At 59.5% G+C, this 20,099-nt stretch carries 14 protein-coding genes; 9 read left to right on the forward strand and 5 right to left on the reverse strand.

Annotated elements, in window-relative coordinates; genetic code table 11:
- Positions 1 to 46: 46 nt before the first annotated feature.
- Entirely contained in the window at positions 47 to 652 is a 606-nt protein-coding gene (locus tag ACQ4WS_RS09770) for a glutathione S-transferase family protein (RefSeq protein ID WP_436475755.1), read from the reverse strand.
- A 130-nt stretch (positions 653 to 782) separates the two neighbouring features.
- Between ACQ4WS_RS09770 and ACQ4WS_RS09775 the strand changes: the two genes are divergently transcribed.
- Positions 783 to 2,153 carry a TAXI family TRAP transporter solute-binding subunit gene (locus ACQ4WS_RS09775; RefSeq protein ID WP_436475757.1) on the forward strand — a complete coding sequence of 457 codons (1,371 nt, stop codon included), beginning with the start codon at positions 783 to 785 and terminating at the stop codon, positions 2,151 to 2,153.
- Here the strand turns inward: ACQ4WS_RS09775 and ACQ4WS_RS09780 are convergent.
- The 3 genes from ACQ4WS_RS09780 to ACQ4WS_RS09790 form a co-directional block, all read right to left on the reverse strand.
- A complete protein-coding gene (locus ACQ4WS_RS09780) occupies positions 2,140 to 2,424 on the reverse strand; it encodes an XRE family transcriptional regulator (RefSeq protein ID WP_099760471.1) in 285 nt (94 codons plus the stop codon). The two genes, ACQ4WS_RS09775 and ACQ4WS_RS09780, sit on opposite strands and share 14 nt — an antisense overlap.
- Positions 2,421 to 2,771, reverse strand: coding sequence for a type II toxin-antitoxin system RelE/ParE family toxin (locus ACQ4WS_RS09785; RefSeq protein WP_436475760.1), 351 nt, complete (start codon positions 2,769 to 2,771; stop codon positions 2,421 to 2,423). Before ACQ4WS_RS09785 ends, ACQ4WS_RS09780 begins: the two co-directional genes overlap by 4 nt.
- Positions 2,772 to 2,927: 156 nt before the next feature.
- A complete protein-coding gene (locus ACQ4WS_RS09790) occupies positions 2,928 to 3,389 on the reverse strand; it encodes a rhodanese-like domain-containing protein (RefSeq protein ID WP_436475762.1) in 462 nt (153 codons plus the stop codon).
- A gap of 384 nt (positions 3,390 to 3,773) precedes the next feature.
- Between ACQ4WS_RS09790 and glnA the strand changes: the two genes are divergently transcribed.
- The 7 genes from glnA to ACQ4WS_RS09825 all read left to right on the forward strand — a co-directional run bounded on the left by glnA (position 3,774) and on the right by ACQ4WS_RS09825 (position 14,222).
- The gene (glnA, locus tag ACQ4WS_RS09795; protein ID WP_029496182.1) at positions 3,774 to 5,189 is read left to right on the forward strand and encodes a type I glutamate--ammonia ligase; all 1,416 of its coding nucleotides are present in this window, start codon (positions 3,774 to 3,776) and stop codon (positions 5,187 to 5,189) included.
- Between the two features lie 156 nt (positions 5,190 to 5,345).
- Positions 5,346 to 5,855, forward strand: coding sequence for a DUF4124 domain-containing protein (locus ACQ4WS_RS09800; protein ID WP_436475765.1), 510 nt, complete (start codon positions 5,346 to 5,348; stop codon positions 5,853 to 5,855).
- A gap of 5 nt (positions 5,856 to 5,860) precedes the next feature.
- Positions 5,861 to 6,949 (forward strand): nitrogen regulation protein NR(II), encoded by a 1,089-nt coding sequence (glnL, locus tag ACQ4WS_RS09805; RefSeq protein WP_436475767.1) that lies wholly within the window; start codon positions 5,861 to 5,863, stop codon positions 6,947 to 6,949.
- Positions 6,950 to 6,997: 48 nt separating this feature from the next.
- The gene (gene ntrC / locus ACQ4WS_RS09810) at positions 6,998 to 8,485 is read left to right on the forward strand and encodes a nitrogen regulation protein NR(I) (protein WP_436475769.1); all 1,488 of its coding nucleotides are present in this window, start codon (positions 6,998 to 7,000) and stop codon (positions 8,483 to 8,485) included.
- Positions 8,486 to 8,631: 146 nt separating this feature from the next.
- Positions 8,632 to 9,597 (forward strand): magnesium/cobalt transporter CorA, encoded by a 966-nt coding sequence (gene corA / locus ACQ4WS_RS09815; RefSeq protein WP_101484056.1) that lies wholly within the window; start codon positions 8,632 to 8,634, stop codon positions 9,595 to 9,597.
- Between the two features lie 134 nt (positions 9,598 to 9,731).
- Positions 9,732 to 11,114 (forward strand): ATP-binding protein, encoded by a 1,383-nt coding sequence (locus tag ACQ4WS_RS09820; RefSeq protein WP_436475771.1) that lies wholly within the window; start codon positions 9,732 to 9,734, stop codon positions 11,112 to 11,114.
- A 414-nt stretch (positions 11,115 to 11,528) separates the two neighbouring features.
- Positions 11,529 to 14,222 (forward strand): TonB-dependent receptor, encoded by a 2,694-nt coding sequence (locus ACQ4WS_RS09825; protein ID WP_436475773.1) that lies wholly within the window; start codon positions 11,529 to 11,531, stop codon positions 14,220 to 14,222.
- Between the two features lie 95 nt (positions 14,223 to 14,317).
- Here the strand turns inward: ACQ4WS_RS09825 and ACQ4WS_RS09830 are convergent, their stop codons facing one another.
- A complete protein-coding gene (locus tag ACQ4WS_RS09830) occupies positions 14,318 to 15,952 on the reverse strand; it encodes an NAD(P)/FAD-dependent oxidoreductase (protein WP_436475775.1) in 1,635 nt (544 codons plus the stop codon).
- 1,140 nt (positions 15,953 to 17,092) lie between these two features.
- Between ACQ4WS_RS09830 and ACQ4WS_RS09835 the strand changes: the two genes are divergently transcribed.
- The gene (locus tag ACQ4WS_RS09835) at positions 17,093 to 20,002 is read left to right on the forward strand and encodes a TonB-dependent receptor domain-containing protein (RefSeq protein WP_436475777.1); all 2,910 of its coding nucleotides are present in this window, start codon (positions 17,093 to 17,095) and stop codon (positions 20,000 to 20,002) included.
- Positions 20,003 to 20,099 lie beyond the last annotated feature (97 nt).

Below are 20,099 nucleotides of genomic sequence, written 5' to 3' on the forward strand. Positions count from 1 at the left end.
GTTTTTTTTGAGGAAGAGAAGGATGCATGGACAGCACGCAGCAGATTTAGCCGGCAAACACGGCGGTTTTATCTTCCAGGCGCGCGTGATACGCGGCGATGGCCGGATACGCGGGGCGTTGCATGGGCGTCATCAGCCAGCGCTTGGCGGACAGGCCCAGCACGATATCGGCCAAGGTAAACACTTCGCCGCAGACGAAGGCGCCTGTGCGCTGCAACTGCTGTTCCAGCACGCCCATCATCTTGTTCCATCCGGCAATACCGGCCGTCAGTTGCGCCGCATCCTGGTGGGCGGGGCTGTGGCGCACCAGCGACATGAAGGCGTAGCGCCAGCTGTTGTTCAAATCACCCATTTGCCAGTCCATCCATTTTTCCACCTCCGCGCGGGCGCGGGGATGACTCGGCAGCAAGTCGTCGCGGCCCGATTGCGCGCACAGGTAGCGGCAAATCGTGTTTGATTCCCACAGGACCAGGTCGCCATCGAGCAGCACGGGTACCATGGCGTTCGGGTTCAAGGCCAGGAAGGCCGGCTCGTCGGTGCTGCGAAAGCCGCTGCCCCAGTCTTCGCGTTCATACGGCAGGTCGAGTTCCTCGCAGGTCCACAAGACTTTGCGGACATTGATCGAGGCGGATTTTCCAAGAATTTTCAGCATGCGGGGCTCCAGGGGGCAGGTGATCGATCTGCCACTGTAGCCGAAATGACTATGCCGCGCATGTGAGATGCCTTGCATAGTTGGGCTTTTCTTGGCATCGTAGCCACCTATGAAACCTATGCGCCACCACATGTCCAAAATCCTCGCGTTCAGCCGCTTCTCCGTGCGCGATTTCCTCGCCACCGCCGGTCCCACCCTGCTGCTTGTGGGCGCGTTTTGTGCGCTCGCTTACTGGCTGGTCGACCCTGCGCCGCCGCGCCAGGTGAGCCTGTCGACGGGGCAGGACAACAGCGCGTATGAAGAATTCGGCAAGAAATATGCGGCCACCCTGGCCAGGCACGGTATCAAGGTGAGCTTGCAGCCATCGCTGGGCTCGCAGGATAACCTGCAGCGCCTCAATAGCGGCACGACCGATATCGCCTTCGTGCAAAGTGGCTCGACGGAACACGATGATGCCGAACGCCACGGCTTGATTTCCCTGGGCAGCCTGTTTACGGAACCTGTCTGGTTGTTCATGCGCGAAGACAAGGCGGTGACGGAACTGACGCAATTGAAGGGCATGAAGATCAACCTGGGGCCGGAAGGCACGGGCGTACCCGGCTTGTTCCGGCAGTTGCTGTCCGTGAATGGCGTCGAAGCCAAGGAATTGACGGTGAGCGACCTGCAAAACACGCCCGCCACGGTGGAGCTGCTGGAAGGACGCATCGACGGCCTCGTGTTCAGCTCGGCGCCGGAAGCGCCGCTGATCCAGATGCTGCTGCAGACGCCGGGTATCAAGCTGTTTGATTTTTCGCAAGCGGAAGCGTACACGCGGCGCCTGCCTTTCCTCACGCACGTCGTCTTGCCGCGTGGCATCGTTGACCTGGGGCAGAACATTCCCGCGCAGGATTATCACCTGATCGCGCCGACCGCCACGCTAGTCGCGCGCGAAGACTTGCATCCGGCCCTGGTCGACCTGTTCGTGCAGGCGGCGGCCGGCATCCATGGTGGCACGGGCTGGTTCCAGCAGCAGGGGCAGTTCCCGTCCGCGCGCTACACGGAAATTCCCGTCGCGCCCGAAGCGCTGAAATTCTACAAGGATGGCGCGCCCGTGCTGCAGCGTTATATGAGTTTCTGGCTGGCCAATTTCTTCGACCGCATGTGGGTGCTGGTGGTGGCGCTGGGCGCCTTGATCCTGCCCCTGTCGCGCGTGGTGCCGCCCTTGTACGTATGGCGCATCCGCTCGCGCGTGTACCGCTGGTATGGCCAGCTGCGCACGGTAGAACAGGCGCTGGAAGACGTGCCGCAAGAGCAGCGCGCGCAAGTGTATGCAGCGCAATTGCAACGGCTGGATCAGATCGAGGAAATGGTTAACCAGATATCGATTCCGCTGTCGTTTGCCGATGGCCTGTATGGCTTGCGCAGCCACATCAACTTCGTGCGCAAGCGCATATTGACCTTGATGGGCGAGCATCCTCCCGCAGAGGCGGGTAAGCCGGCCTCTGCGCTTAAACGAGGGTGATCGACAGCTTGCGCCCGACCAGCGCGGCGGCCCGCTCCAGGGTGGAAAGCGTCACGTCGCTGCTGGGGTCGAGCAGGCGGTCGAGCTGCGAGCGGCTTGTCTGCAGCAGGGCCGCCATGCGCGTTTTCGACATCGCTTGCTCCTGCATCGCCTGCGTCAGTTGCCAGGCAATGACTTCCTTGATGGCGCGGTTTTGCGTTTGCTCGAAGATGCCTTCTTCCTTGAGGAAGTCGTCGAGACTGCTGCCGAGATGGGGGGCGGTGGCGTTCATATCAGTTCCTTGTAGCGTTTGCGGGCCAGCGCCAGGTCGTCGTCCGACATGGCGCGGGTTTTCTTGATAAAGCCGTGCAGCGCTACCAGGCAATCGCCATGATGGCAGATCAGTACGCGCGCGATGCGGTTGCCGGGCAAGCTGCTGCGCACCTCCGATAAACCTTGTCCCAGGTGGCGGCACAGGGGCATGCCCACGGGCCAGCGCCATTGCGCATGCATCAAGTCTTGCCCGATCACATGGCGCTCCTCGATGGGCAGCGACTTGAGCCAGTCGCGCACGGGTTCGCCGCCATTGCCGTTTGCATAGAACAACAGCGCAATCTGCCGCAAGGCGGAAGCATCCATGAGCACCTCTACGTTGTATCATAAAAGGTACATATTCGCAAGTGGAATTTGCGCCGCAATGCAAGAAAACGGGCGCGCATGGATGGTTGTAGCCGATGGCGGGCCACCGCGTGGCTCGCCAGATCAAACCCTGTTCAGATAGTCAGGCGGCCAGCGTCAGGCGCCCAGCCACGGCAGCCCCGCCTTGCACCAGCCGCCGATCTGCTTGCGGTGGCCGTCGGCGTCCTTGTCGCCTTCGAAGCCTTCGAGGATGTCGAAGCAGTTGATATAGCCGTGCTCGGTGGCCAGCTTGGCGGCATGGCGCGAACGCACGCCGGAGCGGCACAGGAACAGCAGCACCTCATCCTTGCCGGCCTGGGCGGCCAGCTGCGCGAGGAAGTCGGGATTCGGCACGCCGCCCGGGTAGGTGGCCCACTGTACCGCACCATGCTGGGTATCGGCGAGGTCGACCCGGCCAACCCAGTCACGCTCGGCATTCGTGCGCACATCGATGAGTTTGGCGGCTGCATCGAGCTGCAGCAAGTGGTACGCTTCGTGCGGCGTGACGGCACCGGCATACGGCGCACCTTCATTGGCCCGGCTGCGGGCGGTGGTCAGGATGTCGGCGGCGGTAGTCATGGCGTCCTCGATGAAAGTGAAAAGGGTTGGTCGATTATAGTGCGCTGTCCGCGCTCCGCAAACGGGAATACTTGGTGCACGGCGTATGCACCACAACGAGGCATTTTTCAAGAATCAGCGCAAAATGCACGATAATAGTGCGTTATTCGTTTTTTGCACTTGCATAGTGCATTCTTGATGTGGCGCAAACGCACGTGAAAATCGCGGGCAGGAAAACTTTCACTGGGATGGCCGGGTTTTGACCTCGGCGGCCACGTCCGTCCAGAAGCTGGCATGGAATCTGCTATGATCCCTATGAGTTTTGGTGGCACGCAATGTTTGCTTCGCTTCATCAGCCCAGACGCATTAAGGTCGGCTCACCCCACATTCATTTAGGAGATACGCATGGCAATGACAGCCGCAGAAGTCTTGAAGATGGTAGAAGAAAACGAAGTCAAATTCGTTGATTTCCGCTTTGCTGATACCCGTGGTAAAGAGCAGCACGTGACGGTTCCCGTGTCGCACTTCGACATGGACAAATTCGAGTCGGGCCACGCCTTTGATGGTTCTTCGATCGCTGGCTGGAAAGGCATTGAAGCGTCCGACATGATCTTGCTGCCGGATCCAAACACGGCCAATATCGACCCGTTCATGGAAGAGACGACCCTGTTCATGCAGTGCGACGTGATCGAACCGTCGGACGGCAAGGGCTACGACCGCGACCCGCGCTCGATCGCGAAACGCGCCGAAGCCTACCTGAAATCGTCGGGCATGGGCGACACCGCCTACTTCGGTCCTGAGCCAGAATTCTTCATCTTCGACAGCGTGCGCTGGAAGATCGACATGTCGGGCTGCTTCGTCAAGATCGGTTCGGACGAAGGTTCGTGGTCGACCGGCAAGGACATCGAAGGCGGCAACAGCGGCCACCGTCCTACCGTCAAGGGCGGCTACTTCCCCGTGCCACCAGTGGACAGCTTCCAGGACATGCGTTCGGAAATGTGCCTGATCCTGGAGTCCTTGGGCATCCCGGTTGAGGTACATCATCACGAAGTGGCCGGCGCCGGTCAGAATGAAATCGGCACCAAGTTCTCGACCCTGGTCGAGCGCGCCGACTGGACGCAAAACCTGAAATACGTGGTGTGGAACGTGGCGCACAGCTATGGCAAGACCGCCACCTTCATGCCGAAACCTATCGTTGGCGACAACGGTTCGGGCATGCACGTGCATCAATCCGTATGGAAAGATGGCAAAAACCTGTTCGCCGGCGACGGCTATGCCGGCCTGTCCGATTTCGCCCTGTACTACATCGGCGGCATCATCAAGCATGCCAAGGCACTGAACGCGATCACCAACCCGGGCACCAACTCGTACAAGCGTCTGGTCCCAGGCTACGAAGCGCCAGTGAAACTGGCGTATTCGGCGAAAAACCGTTCCGCCTCGATCCGTATCCCGCACGTGGCCAATCCAAAAGGCCGCCGCGTCGAAGCGCGCTTCCCGGATCCACTGGCGAACCCGTACCTGTGCTTCGCCGCACTGCTGATGGCTGGCCTGGACGGCGTTGCCAACAAGATCCATCCGGGCGAAGCCGCCTCGAAAGATCTGTACCATCTGCCGCCAGAAGAAGACGCACTGATCCCGACCGTGTGCGCTTCGCTGGAAGAAGCACTCGATGCACTGGACAAGGACCGCGAGTTCCTGACCCGTGGCGGCGTGTTCAGCGATTCCATGATCGACGCTTACCTGGAACTGAAAATGCAGGACGTACAGCGCATGCGCATGACCACGCATCCTGCCGAGTTCGACATGTACTACTCGCTGTAATGGCGCCATGCCGGCAACTTGCCGGTAGTGAATAAAAAACGCGGGTGAGGCGATGGTCTTGCCCGCGTTTTTTTATGCAGTACGCCAAGGCGGTGATCGTGCGGTGTTGTATAGTCGGCCCAGGAACGATGCGGCACGAGCCGACAGGAGTGAAGATTGACCAAGCATTACAGAATGGCGCTGATGGCAGGATTGCTGGGCGCGGCGGCACAGGCGCACGGACAGCTGTATGTCTGCGCCGATGCGCAAGGACACAAGACCTACACGGACAAGCGCGCCGGCGCGCATTGCCAGCTGCTCGATTTGCCCGGCGCCATGACGGAGCCGCCGCGCAAGACGGCGCCGCTGGCCGGCGCGCCGGCCCGGTCCACGGTGCAGGCGGCTGCCACGGCAGCGCCTGCCGCCGGCGCGTTTCCCAGGGTCGATGGCGCAGAGCAGCGCGCGCGCGACCTGGACCGGCGTCAGATATTGCAGGACGAATTGCGCAGCGAAGAGCAGAAACTGGCGGCACAGCGCCTGGAATTGAACGGCGGCCAGCCTGAGCGCCAGGGTAATGAGCGCAACTACGCGAAATACCAGGAAAGAGTGGCGCAGTTGAAAGAGAATATCAACCGGACCCAGCAGAACGTCGAGGCCCTGAAACGCGAGATCGCGAATATTCGGTAAAGCACATGACACTAGACAACCATTCCAGCCGTCCGGCTCACCTGGCCGGCCTTGATTTGCTGGCCTCGGCCGTGATCCTGCTCGATGGCGACGGCCGCATCAGCTATGCCAACGCGGCGGCGGAAAACCTGCTGGAAAGCTCATTGAAGGCTCTGTCGCGGCAAAAGCTGACGGCGCTGTTCCTCAATCCCGACGAGCTGGCGGGCATTTGCGCGCAGGCGCTCGAACATAAATTTTCCGACTTGCGCCAGGACCTGAGCCTGGAGCGCCTTGGGCGCGAACCGCTGCGCGTGCACAGCATCATCAGCGCGCTCGATGCGCCGCGCGACGGCGTGCTGATCGAGCTGCGCGAAAACGTGCAGCAGTTAAAACTCGACCGCGAGGAGCGCATCCTCGACCAGAGCCAGGTCAACAAGGAGCTGATCCGCAACCTGGCGCATGAAATCAAGAATCCGCTGGGCGGCATCCGTGGCGCGGCGCAGCTGCTGGAGCTGGAGTTGCCGGCCTTGCACCTGAGCGAGCTGCGCGAATACACGCAAGTCATCATCAAGGAAGCGGACCGTCTGCAGACCCTGGTCGACCGCCTGTTGGCGCCGCACCGCCGCCCGCATATCGTGGGCGACGTGAATATCCACGAGGTGTGCGAAAGGGTGCGCAGCCTGATCCTGGCCGAGTTTCCCAGCGGCCTGACCATTTCGCGCGATTACGACGCCTCGATCCCCGAATTTCGCGGCGACAAGGAGCAGCTGATACAGACCGTGCTCAACATTGCGCACAACGCGGCGCAAGCCCTGGCCGAACGCATCGAGGCGGGCGATGCGGAGCTGACTTTCAAGACGCGCGTGGCGCGCCAGGTGACCCTGGCCAAGATCCGTTACGGCCTGGCATTAGACTTGCATATCATCGACAATGGACCGGGCATCGCACCCCAGATCCGCGACCGGATTTTCTACCCGCTGGTGTCGGGCAGGGAGGGCGGCAGCGGGCTGGGACTGACCTTGGCGCAAACCTTCGTGCAACAGCATCTGGGCGTGATCGAGTGCGAAAGCCGGCCTGGATACACCGATTTCAGGATCGTTCTACCCTTGCCATAAGCGAGGCGGTATCCCACCCATGAAATCCATTGCGGGACGCACACACTAATGAAGCCAATCTGGATAGTTGACGACGACGAATCAATCCGCTGGGTGCTGGAAAAAGCCCTGGCGCGGGAAAATCTCGCCACCAAGAGTTTTGCCAATGCGCGCGACGCCATCGCCGCACTGGAATTTGACACGCCGCAAGTGCTGGTGTCCGATATCCGCATGCCGGGCGCCTCCGGCCTGGAATTGTTGCAGACGGTCAAGTCGCGCTTTCCTGGCTTGCCGGTGATTATTATTACCGCCTTTTCCGACCTCGATTCGGCCGTCGCGGCCTTCCAGGGGGGCGCCTTCGAATACCTGGCCAAGCCCTTCGATATCGACAAGGCCGTCGAGCTGATCCGCCGTGCGCTGGAAGAAAGCTTGCGCGAGACCAGCGTCGAGTCGGGCCCGTCGGAAACGCCGGAAATCCTTGGCCAGGCGCCGGCCATGCAGGAAGTCTTCCGCGCCATCGGCCGCCTGTCGCAATCGAATGTGACCGTGCTCATCACGGGCGAATCCGGTTCCGGCAAGGAACTCGTGGCGCGCGCGCTGCACAAGCACAGTCCGCGCGCGGCGCAGTCCTTCATTGCCCTCAACACGGCGGCGATCCCCAAGGATTTGCTGGAGTCCGAACTGTTCGGCCACGAACGGGGGGCGTTCACAGGTGCCCAGACGACGCGCCGGGGCCGCTTTGAGCAAGCCGAGAACGGCACTTTGTTCCTCGATGAAATCGGCGACATGCCGTTCGACCTGCAGACGCGCTTGCTGCGCGTGCTGTCCGACGGCCATTTCTATCGCGTCGGCGGCCATCAGCCGATGAAGGCCAACGTGCGCGTCATTACGGCCACGCACCAGAACCTGGAGCAGCGCGTGCGCGACGGCCTGTTCCGCGAAGACTTGTATCACCGGCTGAACGTGATCCGCTTGCGCCTGCCCAGTTTGCGGGAGCGGCGCGAAGATATCCCCATCCTGGTGCGCCACTTCCTGGTGCAAAGCGCGCGCCAGCTGGGCGTGGAAGCCAAACGCATGAGCGAACCGACGATGCAATTCCTCAGCAGCCTGGATTTGCCCGGCAATGTGCGCCAGCTGGAAAACCTGTGCAACTGGATCACCGTCATGGCGCCGGGCCAGACGGTGGAAATCAAGGACTTGCCGCTGGAACTGACGCAGGGGCAGGGCGATGGCGCCAGCACGGCGGCGGGCGACGACGCACCGGCTGCCGTTGTGCACCCGCACGGCGGCCAGGTGTTCGAAGCGGTCGCGCCTGCCACCGGCGCGCCGCCGGGCTGGATTGGCTTGCTGGAATTGCAGGCGGCCGGCATGCTGGGCGCGGGGCAGCAGGAAGTCATGGCCGTGCTGGGACGGCAATTCGAGTCGGCCCTGATCAAGACGGCGCTCAAGCATACGCACGGGCGCAAGAACGATGCCGCCGTGCGCCTGGGCATAGGCCGCAACACCATCACTCGCAAGATATCCGAACTGGGCATTGACGGCGCCAAGGACGAATGATACCCGTCCGGACGGGGCCCCGCCCCGTCCGCTTCCCCTCCTGGCGTCCCTTGCACGCGACAACACCCACAACAATGGCAGGCGATAAGGTAAGCTGGCGCCTGCCGGACTGTTTCGTCCGGTCTTAACTTTCATTGTGGAACTGTATGCTGATTAACTGCGTGGCCTACCAGGATGGCAAAAAACTGGCCGACTTGCCGATTGACGACATCAGCGATTACGTGGAGCGGCCCGATTGCTTCGTCTGGGTCGCCTTGCTCGACGCCACGCCGGCTGAGCTGAAACAGATGCAGCATGAGTTTTGCCTGCATGAACTGGCGGTGGAAGACGCGCAGCGGGGGCACCAGCGTCCGAAGATCGAGGAATATGGCGATTCCCTGTTTGCCGTCGTGAAAACCGTGGAAATGGTCGAGAACGAACTGGTCATGGGCGAAGTCGACATTTTTGTCGGCGCCAATTATGTGCTCTCGTCGCGCAGCAACAGCTCGCAAGGTTTTCTCGGTGTGCGCGCGCGCGCCGAGCGCGAACCGCATCTGCTGCGCCAGGGTTCGGCCTTCGTGCTGTACGCGCTGATGGACGCCGTCGTCGACCGTTACTTTCCCGTGCTCGACGCGCTGGAATCGGAGCTGGAACTGATCGAGGACCGCATCTTCGATCGTGGCACCGAGCGCGACAATATCGAACGGCTGTATCAATTGAAACGCAAGGTCATGGTCTTGCGCCACGTGGTGGCGCCCCTGATGGAAGCGGTGGGCAAATTGCACGGCGGGCGCGTGCCGCCGCTGTGCCACGATACCCAGGAGTATTTCCGCGACGTGCACGACCATCTGGCGCGCATCAATGGCACGCTCGACACCATCCGCGACACCATCAGCACGGCCATCCAGGTGAATCTGTCGATGGTGGCCATCGATGAGAGCGAAGTGAACAAGCAGTTGGCGGCCTGGGCAGCTATCTTTGCCGTGTTTACCGCGTTTGCCGGCGTGTGGGGCATGAACTTCAAGTTCATGCCGGAGCTGGACTGGCAATACGGCTATCCCGTGGCCGTGGGACTGATGAGCTGTGTCTGCGGTTATATGTATTACCTGTTCAAGCGTTCCGGCTGGCTGTAAAAAATTCCTGTATATCTGTATTATTAAGCAATAGCCAGGGGTACAATCGCGACAGGTCCGCTGGGGCGGGCCATGACTGAGAGTCGCCGCGCCGGCAGCTGTGCCTGCGCTTCCGGTGCTGTGCAGGAGCATTCATGAGTATTCCGTTGTTTGATGTGAATTCGCAAGAACCCCTGTTTGATGCCGAGCAGCGGCGCACCCTGGCGGAAGCTGCCCTGCGCTCGATTACCGCCTCGACGGCGCACGCCCGTGGCGACGACTTTCTGCGCATCCTCGTCAAGGACCTGGCCGAAGCGCTCGACGTGCACTACGTGATCGCCGGGCGGCTGGTGCACATGGACGATGGCAGCGAAGGCATCCGCACCCTCGCCCTGTGGGGCGGGAATGACTACCAGCCGAATATCGAATACAGCCTGCAACACACGCCCTGCCAGGACGTGACCTGCCAGAGCATGTGTTTTCATGGCAGCGATATCCAGCGTCGCTTTCCATTCGATAGCCTCCTCGTCGACATGCGGGCGGAAAGCTATGTCGGCATGCCGCTGATCGATACCGATGGCAAGACCCTGGGCATCCTGTCGGCCATCGACACGCGGCCCATCGATGAAAACAAGCGCTTGCTGGCGCTGCTGCTGCTGTCGATCTTCTCGGCCCGCAGCGCGGCCGAGCTGCAGCACCAGGAGCGCACCCAGCAGCTGGAAGAAATTGTGCGCGTGCGCACCGAGTCGCTGCTGGCGGCGCAAGCCAACCTGATCGAGCAGGAACAGATGGCGGCCCTCGGTTCGCTGGTGGCCGGTGTCTCGCATGAAGTCAATACGCCCATCGGCGTGGCGCTGACGGCGGCGTCGAGCATGGGCAGTTATGCCGACCAGCTGGTGCAGCTGCTGGGCGGCGCCAAGGTCAGCCGCGCGGAACTGATCGACATTGCGGAAGCGCTGAAGGGCGCAGCCGCCTTGATCGAGCGCAACCTGGCGCGCGCCGCCGACCTGATCGGCAATTTCAAGCAGCTGGCCGTGGACCAGGTCAGCGAATACGTGGCCGACCTGGCCCTGCACGACTATGTGCACGGCCTGGTATCGGCGCACAGCCCGGAGCTGCGCAAGGCGGCGCTAGGCGTGGAACTCGATATCGCGCCCGATTGCCAGGTGCGCCTGGCAGCCGGCAAACTGTCGCAAATCCTCTCGAACCTGCTGATGAACAGCGCCCGCCATGGTTATCCGCAGGGCGGGCCAGGGCGCATCACGATACGCGCTCGCATCGAGGCGGACGGCGATGATGCGGCTGCGCGCTGGCTGCTGCTGGATTTTTCCGACGACGGCATCGGACTGGCGCCGGCCGTGCGCGAACATATGTTTGAACCGTTTTTCACCACCAAGCGGGGCCAGGGCGGCTCCGGCCTGGGCATGCACATCGTCTACACCATCGTGCAGCAACTGGGCGGCCAGGTGTGCGCCATCGACTGCAGTCCCGGCTGTCATATACAGATCAGGCTGCCGCTGGTCTCACCGCAGGCGTGAAAAAGTCTCACTGACATAGTGCAGCGGCGCTGATTCATGGTGCATACAGTACACCATCATTGTGCAAAATAGTGTTACTGAATTACAAATTGTTGTTTTTTATTCCTGCGCTCAGTACATCGTTGACACCTTCCAATTCCGCGTGTTTTGATGGCTCATTAAGGTTCAGTTTGCCAACGGCAACTGTGCCTTTGACCTGTAGTGGCATGGCGCTTATGCATCATCATTCATCCAGTTCGGCCCTCCTTCAGGCAGGGGCCGGAATGCGGTTTTCATAACGCAAAAGAATGTTAATGAGCGGATAGCCGCCATGCATGGAGCGCCGCATCCGCAGTTTGGTGGCGCCGAGTTGACATGATAATAATGTAATAAAAAACTAATCAAGGAGAGTTTGCAATGTTGATGGAAAAGGTCTTGTCTCGTTCTTTGCGTTTGATGTTTACGGGTAGTGCCGTCGTCGCTGGCCTGGCCATACTGGCCCAGCCAGCCATGGCTCAACAGAACGATGCACCCATGCAGCGTGTCGAAGTCACCGGCTCAGCCATTAAACGGATCGATGGTGAAACCTCGGTGCCGATCACCATCCTGAAAATGGATGATCTGAAGAAACAGGGCATTACCACCATTGAGCAAGTCATGTCGAACCTGAGCGCCTCGCAGTCATCGCAAGGTACCAGCCAGGTCGTCGGCCTGGGTACCGGCGGCGCCTCGTTCGCCGACCTGCGCGGTATCGGCGCCAACAAGACCCTCGTCTTGCTGAACGGCCGCCGCATGGCCAACAATGCGCTCGACGCATCGGCGCCCGACTTGAACATGATTCCATTCGCTGCACTCGAACGCGTCGAAGTGTTGCGCGATGGCGCGTCGTCGCTGTACGGCAGCGATGCCGTCGGTGGCGTGATTAACTTCATCACGCGCAAGGACTTCCAGGGCGGTATCGTCAGCATCGGTGGCGATATGCCGGAGCAATCGGGTGGCTTCTCCAAAAATGCCAATATCGGTTTTGGCTATGGCGACCTGGATAAAGACGGCTTCAATATTTTCGGTATGCTGGATAACCAGAGCCAGCGTGCCATTACCGGTACCCAGCGCAATTACAACAAGCGCTATCCAGGTGGCATTTCGCCTACCACCAGTCCCGCCAACTACTATCAGGATGACCTGACCGGCAATCCGACCGCGCCTAGTTGCGCTGCGGGCACCTTCCTGGTACCGGGTGGCGATGGTCTCAGCTGCAATATGTCGACTTCGAACTTCGTGGACTATGTACCGAAAAGCAAGCGCACGACCGGCTTGCTCAAAGGCGTCCTGAAGCTGAATGCGAATCATGAGATGAGCCTGGAATACCTGAACAGCGAAAGCAAGGTCTACAGCGCCATCGCCCCTGTACCCTACGGTGGCCTGCGCCAGAACCGCACGCGCCTCGATGGTTCGCCGAATCCGTTCTATCCGGGCAATGGCAATTTCACGCCGAACATTCCGCTCGATGCCAACTACGTCGATCCCAACTTCATGCCTGCCGGTGTCAAACCTGGCTTCGTGAACGTCAAATGGCGCGATTTGCCGAACGGTTCGCGCGCTGATGAAAATATTAACAAGCAACAACGTTTCGTTGCTGGCTTGAACGGCAACCTCGCTGGCTGGGATTACAACACGGCGCTGACCTTCAATGAAAACAAGGTCGCTGTGAATCTGACGGGCTACAGCGACGGCGGCATTATCACGAAGGGTGTCTTGAACGGCATCATCAACCCATACGGCGAGCAAGATGCGGCCGGCATGGCCTTGATCGAAAGTGCTGCATTGAACGGCAACGTCCGCAACGCCAAGGGCACGACCAAGGTCGCCGACTTCAATGCAAGCCGGGAGCTGAGCGACTGGTTGGGCGCTGGCCGCGCTGCCGCTCTGGCCGTGGGTGCGCAAGTGGGACATGAGAAATTCCTCAGCACCGCCAATTCGGAATATGCTGCCAAGGTCGTTGCCAGTACCGGTATTGATCCGAACACGCATGATGAAGGTTCGCGCACCACGCAAGCTGTGTACGCCGAATTGAACGTGCCTATCCTCAAGACACTGGACGTGACCGCCGCCGTGCGCTATGACCGTTACAGCGATTTCGGCAATACGACCAACCCGAAAGTGGCGTTCCGTTTCCAGCCGACAAAAGAAGTGCTGTTCCGCGGTTCGTATTCGACCGGTTTCCGCGCGCCATCGCTGTATGAGATCAATTCTTCGCAAACGTACACCAATACCAGCCAGCGTGATGATCCGGTCAATTGCCCGGGCGGCAAGCCATTGCCCGGCAAGCCGAAGGCAACCAATTGCGACCAGCAATTCCAGGCCTTGTTTGGCGGTAATAAGAAGCTGTCGCCTGAAGAGTCGCGCAACATTACCATGGGTGTCGTATTCGAACCGGTCGCCAACCTGAGCATTGGCATCGATTACTGGGATATCAAGCTCGACCATTCGATCGGTGCCCTGCAGGAAGACGATGTGTTTGGCGACCCGGTGACCTACGCTGCCGTGTACCACCGCACGGCGAACGGCAACCTGGCTACCGACGGTTCACAATGCCCGAATCCGGCCACTTGCGGCTATGTCGACCTGCGTACCCAGAACCTGGGTGGCGTGAAGACCCGCGGCCTCGACTTGAGCGTCAACTACCGTTTGCGCACCAGCGACTTTGGTACTTTCGCCCTGATCACCAACAGCACTTACGTCAACAAGTACGAGTATCAAAGTGCCGAAGGCGGCAAGTGGAAGCAGAACGTCGGCGTCTTCTCCGGCTCCGGTCCGATCTTCCGTTGGCAGCATACGGCCAGCGTGAACTGGAACAGCGGCATCTTCAGTGCCGGCATGTCGGGTCATTACAAGTCTGGCTACCTGGACCAGGATGAAGAGCACAATGTGGCGTCCTACACCACCTTTGATGCTTTCGGAACGGTTGCTGCCACCAAGAACGTGAATCTGACCTTCGGCGTGCGCAATCTGTTCGACCGCGAACCGCCACTGAGCTATCAAACCAACACCTTCCAGGCTGGCTATGATCCACGCTACGCCGACGCCATTGGCCGTACCGTGTATCTGCGCGGCAGCTATACGTTCTAAGCTTGTTGCAAGCTGAAAGCTGAAAGCTGAAACGCCCGGGTGAAAACCCGGGCGTTTTTTTTTGGTGGCTGGCCGTGCGGCACGGCCGTCGTTGCTTATTTTCCGCGCGCCGCCATCGACAGTGCCACCGCTTCGGCCACCTTGATGCCGTCGACGGCCGCCGACAGGATGCCGCCCGCATAGCCGGCGCCTTCGCCGGCAGGGAACAGGCCCCGTGTATTCAGGCTTTGCAGGTCATCGTCGCGGCGCTTGATGCGGATCGGCGACGAGGTGCGCGTTTCCACGCCCGTCAGCACGGCGTCGGCCTTGTAATAGCCCTTGATCTGCTTGTTGAACGCTGGAAACGCTTCACGCAGGGCCGTGATGGCGTATTCGGGCAGCGACGGCGCCAGGTCTGTCAAGTGCACGGCCGGCTTGTACGAGGGCACCACGCTGCCAAATTCCGTCGAGGCTCGGCCGGCGACGAAATCGCCCACCAGTTGGCCCGGGGCATCGTAGTTGCCGCCGCCCAGGGCAAACGCGCGCTCTTCCAGGTCGCGCTGCAGGGCGATGCCGGCGAGAGGGTCGCCCGGGTAGTCGGCCGGCGTGATGCCGACGACGATGGCGCTGTTGGCGTTGCGTTCATTGCGCGAGTACTGGCTCATGCCGTTCGTCACCAGGCGGCCCGGTTCCGAGGCGGCCGCCACCACCGTGCCACCCGGGCACATGCAGAAGCTGTAGACGGAACGGCCATTGCTGGCGTGGTGCACCAGCTTGTAGTCGGCCGCACCCAGGATCGGGTGGCCGGCGCTGGGGCCGAAGCGGCAGCTGTCGATCAAGGATTGCGGGTGCTCCACGCGGAAACCAATCGAAAACGGTTTCGCTTCGATGTACACGCCGCGGCGGTGCAGCATTTCGAAGGTGTCGCGCGCGCTGTGGCCGATGGCCAGCACCACGTGGTTGCTGGCGATGGTTTCGCCATTGTCCAGCACCACGCCACGCACCTGGCCGCCGTCGGCACCTGGCACGATGTCGAGATCGACCACTTTGCTGCTGAAGCGGTATTCGCCGCCCAGTTGCTCGATATTGGCGCGCATTTCTTCCACCATCTTGACCAGGCGGAAGGTGCCGATGTGCGGCTTGCTCACATACATGATTTCTTCGGGCGCGCCCGCCTTGACGAATTCCGTCAAGACCTTGCGGCCGTAGTGCTTGGGATCCTTGATCTGGCTGTACAGCTTGCCGTCCGAAAAGGTGCCGGCGCCGCCTTCGCCGAACTGCACGTTCGACTCGGGATTGAGCTCGCGCTTGCGCCAGAAGCCGAAGGTGTCGACCGTGCGTTCGCGCACCTGCTTGCCGCGTTCCAGGATGAGGGGGCGCAAGCCCATCTGCGCCAGGATCAGCGCCACGAACAGGCCGCAGGGGCCCGTGCCGATGACGATGGGACGCGCTTCGTTCGTGTGGCCGGCCAGCTGTTCGCCGCCGGCGACGAATTTGTAGTCGGTATCGGGCGCGGACATCAGGTGGATATCGTGGCCCAGGCGCGCCAGCACGGCCGCTTCATTTTTGACGTCCACATGCAGCGAGTAAATCAACACCACGGCGCTGCGCTTGCGCGCGTCATAGCTGCGCTTGAAGACGGTAAAGCCGAGCAGGTCGGCGGCGGCGATGCCCAGGCGCGCCAGGATGGCGGCGGGCAGGGCCGCTTCGTCGTGTTCGAGGGGGAGTTTTACTTCGTTGAGTCGCAACATGGTGTGTAGTCTTAAAAATTGCTGGGCTCCGTATCTAGCGGAGAGTCTGTGAGGCGGCGCGTGCGGCGGCATCAAGACGCTATTTTACCTGCTGTACGGCTTGTCGTTGGGCGGGAGCAGTTGCTTACGCCACAGTTCGCAGGAAAAGTGGCCGCTGCGGCAAGAGCAGAATGGACGCTGCGTGCTGTTGCCGTACGGTATGCGATGGCGGCACAATCGGGAAGAAATGGCAGTGTAATAAAAACAGGATGTTTTTATCTATTTGGGTGCATGGCGTATTATCGGCCAATTCAAATGAAATTAAATGGCACGAACATGCAATTCTGTAATGGTGGAGCTAAATGAAGTTAGCAACTGGAGCGGGTGGTGACAGGGCATAGGAAAAACTTTTCGCGAATATCCGAAGATGCGTTTGCGGGAAATGAAAATTTTTTATATTTACTAAAAATTAACTTTTGTGTGCATCAATAACTACATCTAATAAATACACATGCTGCATTGCAGCGTCGCTATTTCTTTGAAAGCAGGCTAGTAATGTAGAGCAAAATATGGGCTTTTGATAGTACTAGTTCATTGTTGTTGTGATTTTACAACGACTCGTTTGCTGTTGCTGGCGCCAGCGGATCTGGCCATGCCTGGCCACGCTGGAGACGCACAGGAGCGGCGTTGCTGCAGTGTGCCAGTTTGGTGCGCAAGAGAAGTGGTCGCTGCGCGAGCGCCGGTTTTGCGCCAGCGCCGGAGGTTTTTTTGGTGGGGGCACCCAGCGCTGTGGCGCGCTTTCCGCATGCAATAGCGGCGCACTAGGAAATGGCGGATAAAGCACGGCGAAGGCCAAGGTGCACTACGCTGGCGCACATTTATTTTAAAATTAGTGTAGCAATATATTTTTCGGGGAAGCAAATTAAAACGCTGGCATCGAAAAAGTGTTGTTTCTTGGATGAATTAGTTTTTGAGTATTATTGACAGTGCTGCTTTGAAAATGGTTTGATGGCGAGATGTCAGAGTGACGACGCAAGCTCGCTCATAAAGCGATAAACGGCTGGATACACGGCCGACGGCGCCGGAAGAAAGACATTAAACATAATTTTATGTTTACAAGAGCCTGACTAGATCAGCAGGTATAATTTTATCGGAGAACTTATGCACCAACGTACCAAGATTGCCGTTGCAGTCGCAATGGCATTGAACTCGCTGACGGCTTTTGCCCAAGCGCAAGCTGCAGCTGAGGCGCCAACGCGCGTGGAAATTACCGGATCGCGGATCCGCCAGGTAGACCTGGAAACAGCGCAGCCTGTTCAAAAAATTACCGCTCAGCAAATTCAGGCGACAGGTCTTATCACCGTTGGCGATATTCTGAATCAAATGACTTCGGCGGGTACGCCAGCCTTCAGCAAGGGCGCCGTCCTGACCTCGAACCGCGAACAAGGCGGTCAATACATCGACATGCGCAACTTGGGCGCCAACCGCCTGTTGGTGCTGGTCAATGGCAAGCGCTGGACGCAATCGGTTGACGGCTACACCGACATGTCGACCGTACCGTCCTCCATGATCGAACGCATTGACATTTTGAAAGACGGCGCATCGTCGATCTACGGTTCCGATGCAATCGCCGGCGTGGTCAACATCATTCTGAAAAAACGCCTTGAAGGCGCCCAGATCAGCGTCTACAAGGGCATCAACGAAAAAGGCGACGGCAAGACCGAAGACTACTCGCTGTCGTATGGCGCGAATGCCGAAAAAGCCTCAATGATGTTTGGTATTTCGCATAGCAAGACTGAGCCAGTATGGGCCAAGACGCGCGACATCACCTCGCAAAGCTACGGTACGGGCGACTTCTTCGGTCAGGGCTTTGGCGCCGCGCCATGGGGCCGCATCACGCCAGTTACTGCTGCCGGCACCAGCAATACCGTTGCTGCAAATGGCGGTTTCAATAAGATATTGAACCATACCGGCGGCTTTGATGGTAATGGCGTTGGCGCGGACTCGCGCAACCCGGCGAACTATCATAATTTCGCCAACTCGAACGATGACAAGTACAACTCGTCGCAGCAGATGATGTTCCAGTCGCCGACCAAGCTGACCTCGATCTTTACCAAGGGTACGATCGAACTGCCAGGCGACTTGCGTTTCACGACGACGGCCATGTACGCCGAGCGCAGCTCGACGCGCCAGGTCGCTGGCTATCCGCTGAACAGCCTGTCGCAGCCTAATTATGGCGTGTATATCGACAAAGATAGCTATTTCAACCCATACGGCAACCAAGTCGCCGGTGCTGGCAAGGGCCAGGACCTGTTCTTCGCCCGCCGCACGACCGAGCAGCCGCGTATCACCGAAAATAACAACCAGACCTTGCACATCGATGCAACGCTGGAAGGTCAATTCACGCTGCGCGGCCTGCCATGGAACTGGAGCGCTGGCTACAACCACAATTCGCTCAAAGGCGAAAACCTGAGTACCGGCAACCTGAATCTGTTGAACCTTAAGAAAGCCCTGGGGCCATCGTTCATGAATGGTGCTGGCCAGGTACAGTGCGGTACGGCAGCGAGCCCGATTCCACTTTCGCAATGTACGCCTTTCAACATTCTGGGTGGCCCATCCGTGTCGAACCCGGAAGCCTGGAAATATGTTTCGGCTAACGGCCAAGGCACCTACGGCAGCACAGTCAACAGCATCACGGCGGATGTCTCCGGTGAACTGTTCACCTTGCCAGCTGGCGCGGTTGGCTTCGCTGGCGGTATCGAGAAGCGCGACGTGCGCGGCTACGACCGTCCGGGCCAATTCGATCAGTCTGGTTATTCGACCGATCTGGCTGCAAACACGACCCTGGGTCGCTATTCGGTGAAAGAAGTTTACCTGGAAGCGAACATCCCTCTGCTGAAAGGTCAAAGCTTCGCCAAGCTGCTGTCGCTGGATCTGGCTTCGCGCTACTCCGACTATGATAACTTTGGTTCGACGACCAACAGCAAAGCCAGCGTCATGTGGAAACCAGTTGACGACTTGCTGGTCCGTGGTACTTGGGCTGAAGGCTTCCGCGCACCTGCACTGGGCGATACCTTCGGTGGCGGTGGTCAAAGCTTCGACTCCTACCTCGACCCATGCGACAGCCGTTGGGGCTTGGCCGCACGCAACCCAGCCGTTGCTAAGAATTGCGCCGCCACCGGCGTCCCGGCAGGCTACCGTCAGTTGGCACAATCCGGCGCTGCAGTACCAGCCGGTGGCGCACAATCGACCGTGCCTTTCCAAACCGGCGTGGGTAACGATACGCTGACGCCAGAAACGGCAAAAACCAAGACCTTGGGATTCGTTTACAACCCATCGTTCGTGCCAGGCCTGTCGGCTAGCCTTGACTGGTTCAAGATTAGCGTGAAAGACCAGATCTCCGGTTGGACCGCTGCTGAAGTCATCAACAACTGCGTCGTCGAAGGCCTGCAAAAGTACTGCGGCGATATTGTGCGTAACTCGACTGGTGCCATCACCGGCCTGTCGCGCGGTACGATCAACAAGGGCGAACTGTCGACCGAAGGTTTCGACATTGGCCTGGGCTACCGCCTGCCACGTACCGCATACGGTAACTTCGCTATTCGTACGGAATCGACCGTCCTGCGTTCGTTCAAGCAAAAAGCTAGCGCTACTACCGACTGGCAAGAGTACGCAGGCGAGTTTACCTATGCCCGTCTGAAGTCGAACGTCAGCCTGGATTGGATGATGGGTAACTGGAGCTCGACCCTGACCGCGCGTTACACCAGCGGCGTCAAGGATGTGTGCCTGGACTCCGAACTCCAATGCTCTAATCCTGATGATCAAGGCGTCAGCTATGACGGCGGCGGCTATAACAAGCGTGGTTCGACCACCTACATTGATCTGAACGTGGCGTATAAAACGCCTTGGAAAGGTCAGATCTCGGTCGGCGCGAACAACCTGTTTGACCGTGCTCCACGCCTGATGTACGCAGCAACCAGCGCTGGCGTAAATATTTCGTCCGCGTCGGCCGTCGATCCTAACGCGCCTATCGACCGTTTCGTCTACGTGCGCTACAACCAGTCCTTCTAATTCCGCGCTCCGCAAGGAGCATGGGATGAATGTCTGAAATAACCCACCAGGTTCGCCTGGCGGGTAATGATATGGTCACCCTCCACCCTATAAGTTA

Source organism: Janthinobacterium leeuwenhoeki (assembly GCF_051380795.1).
In the GTDB taxonomy this organism is placed as follows: Bacteria; Pseudomonadota; Gammaproteobacteria; order Burkholderiales; family Burkholderiaceae_D; genus Janthinobacterium.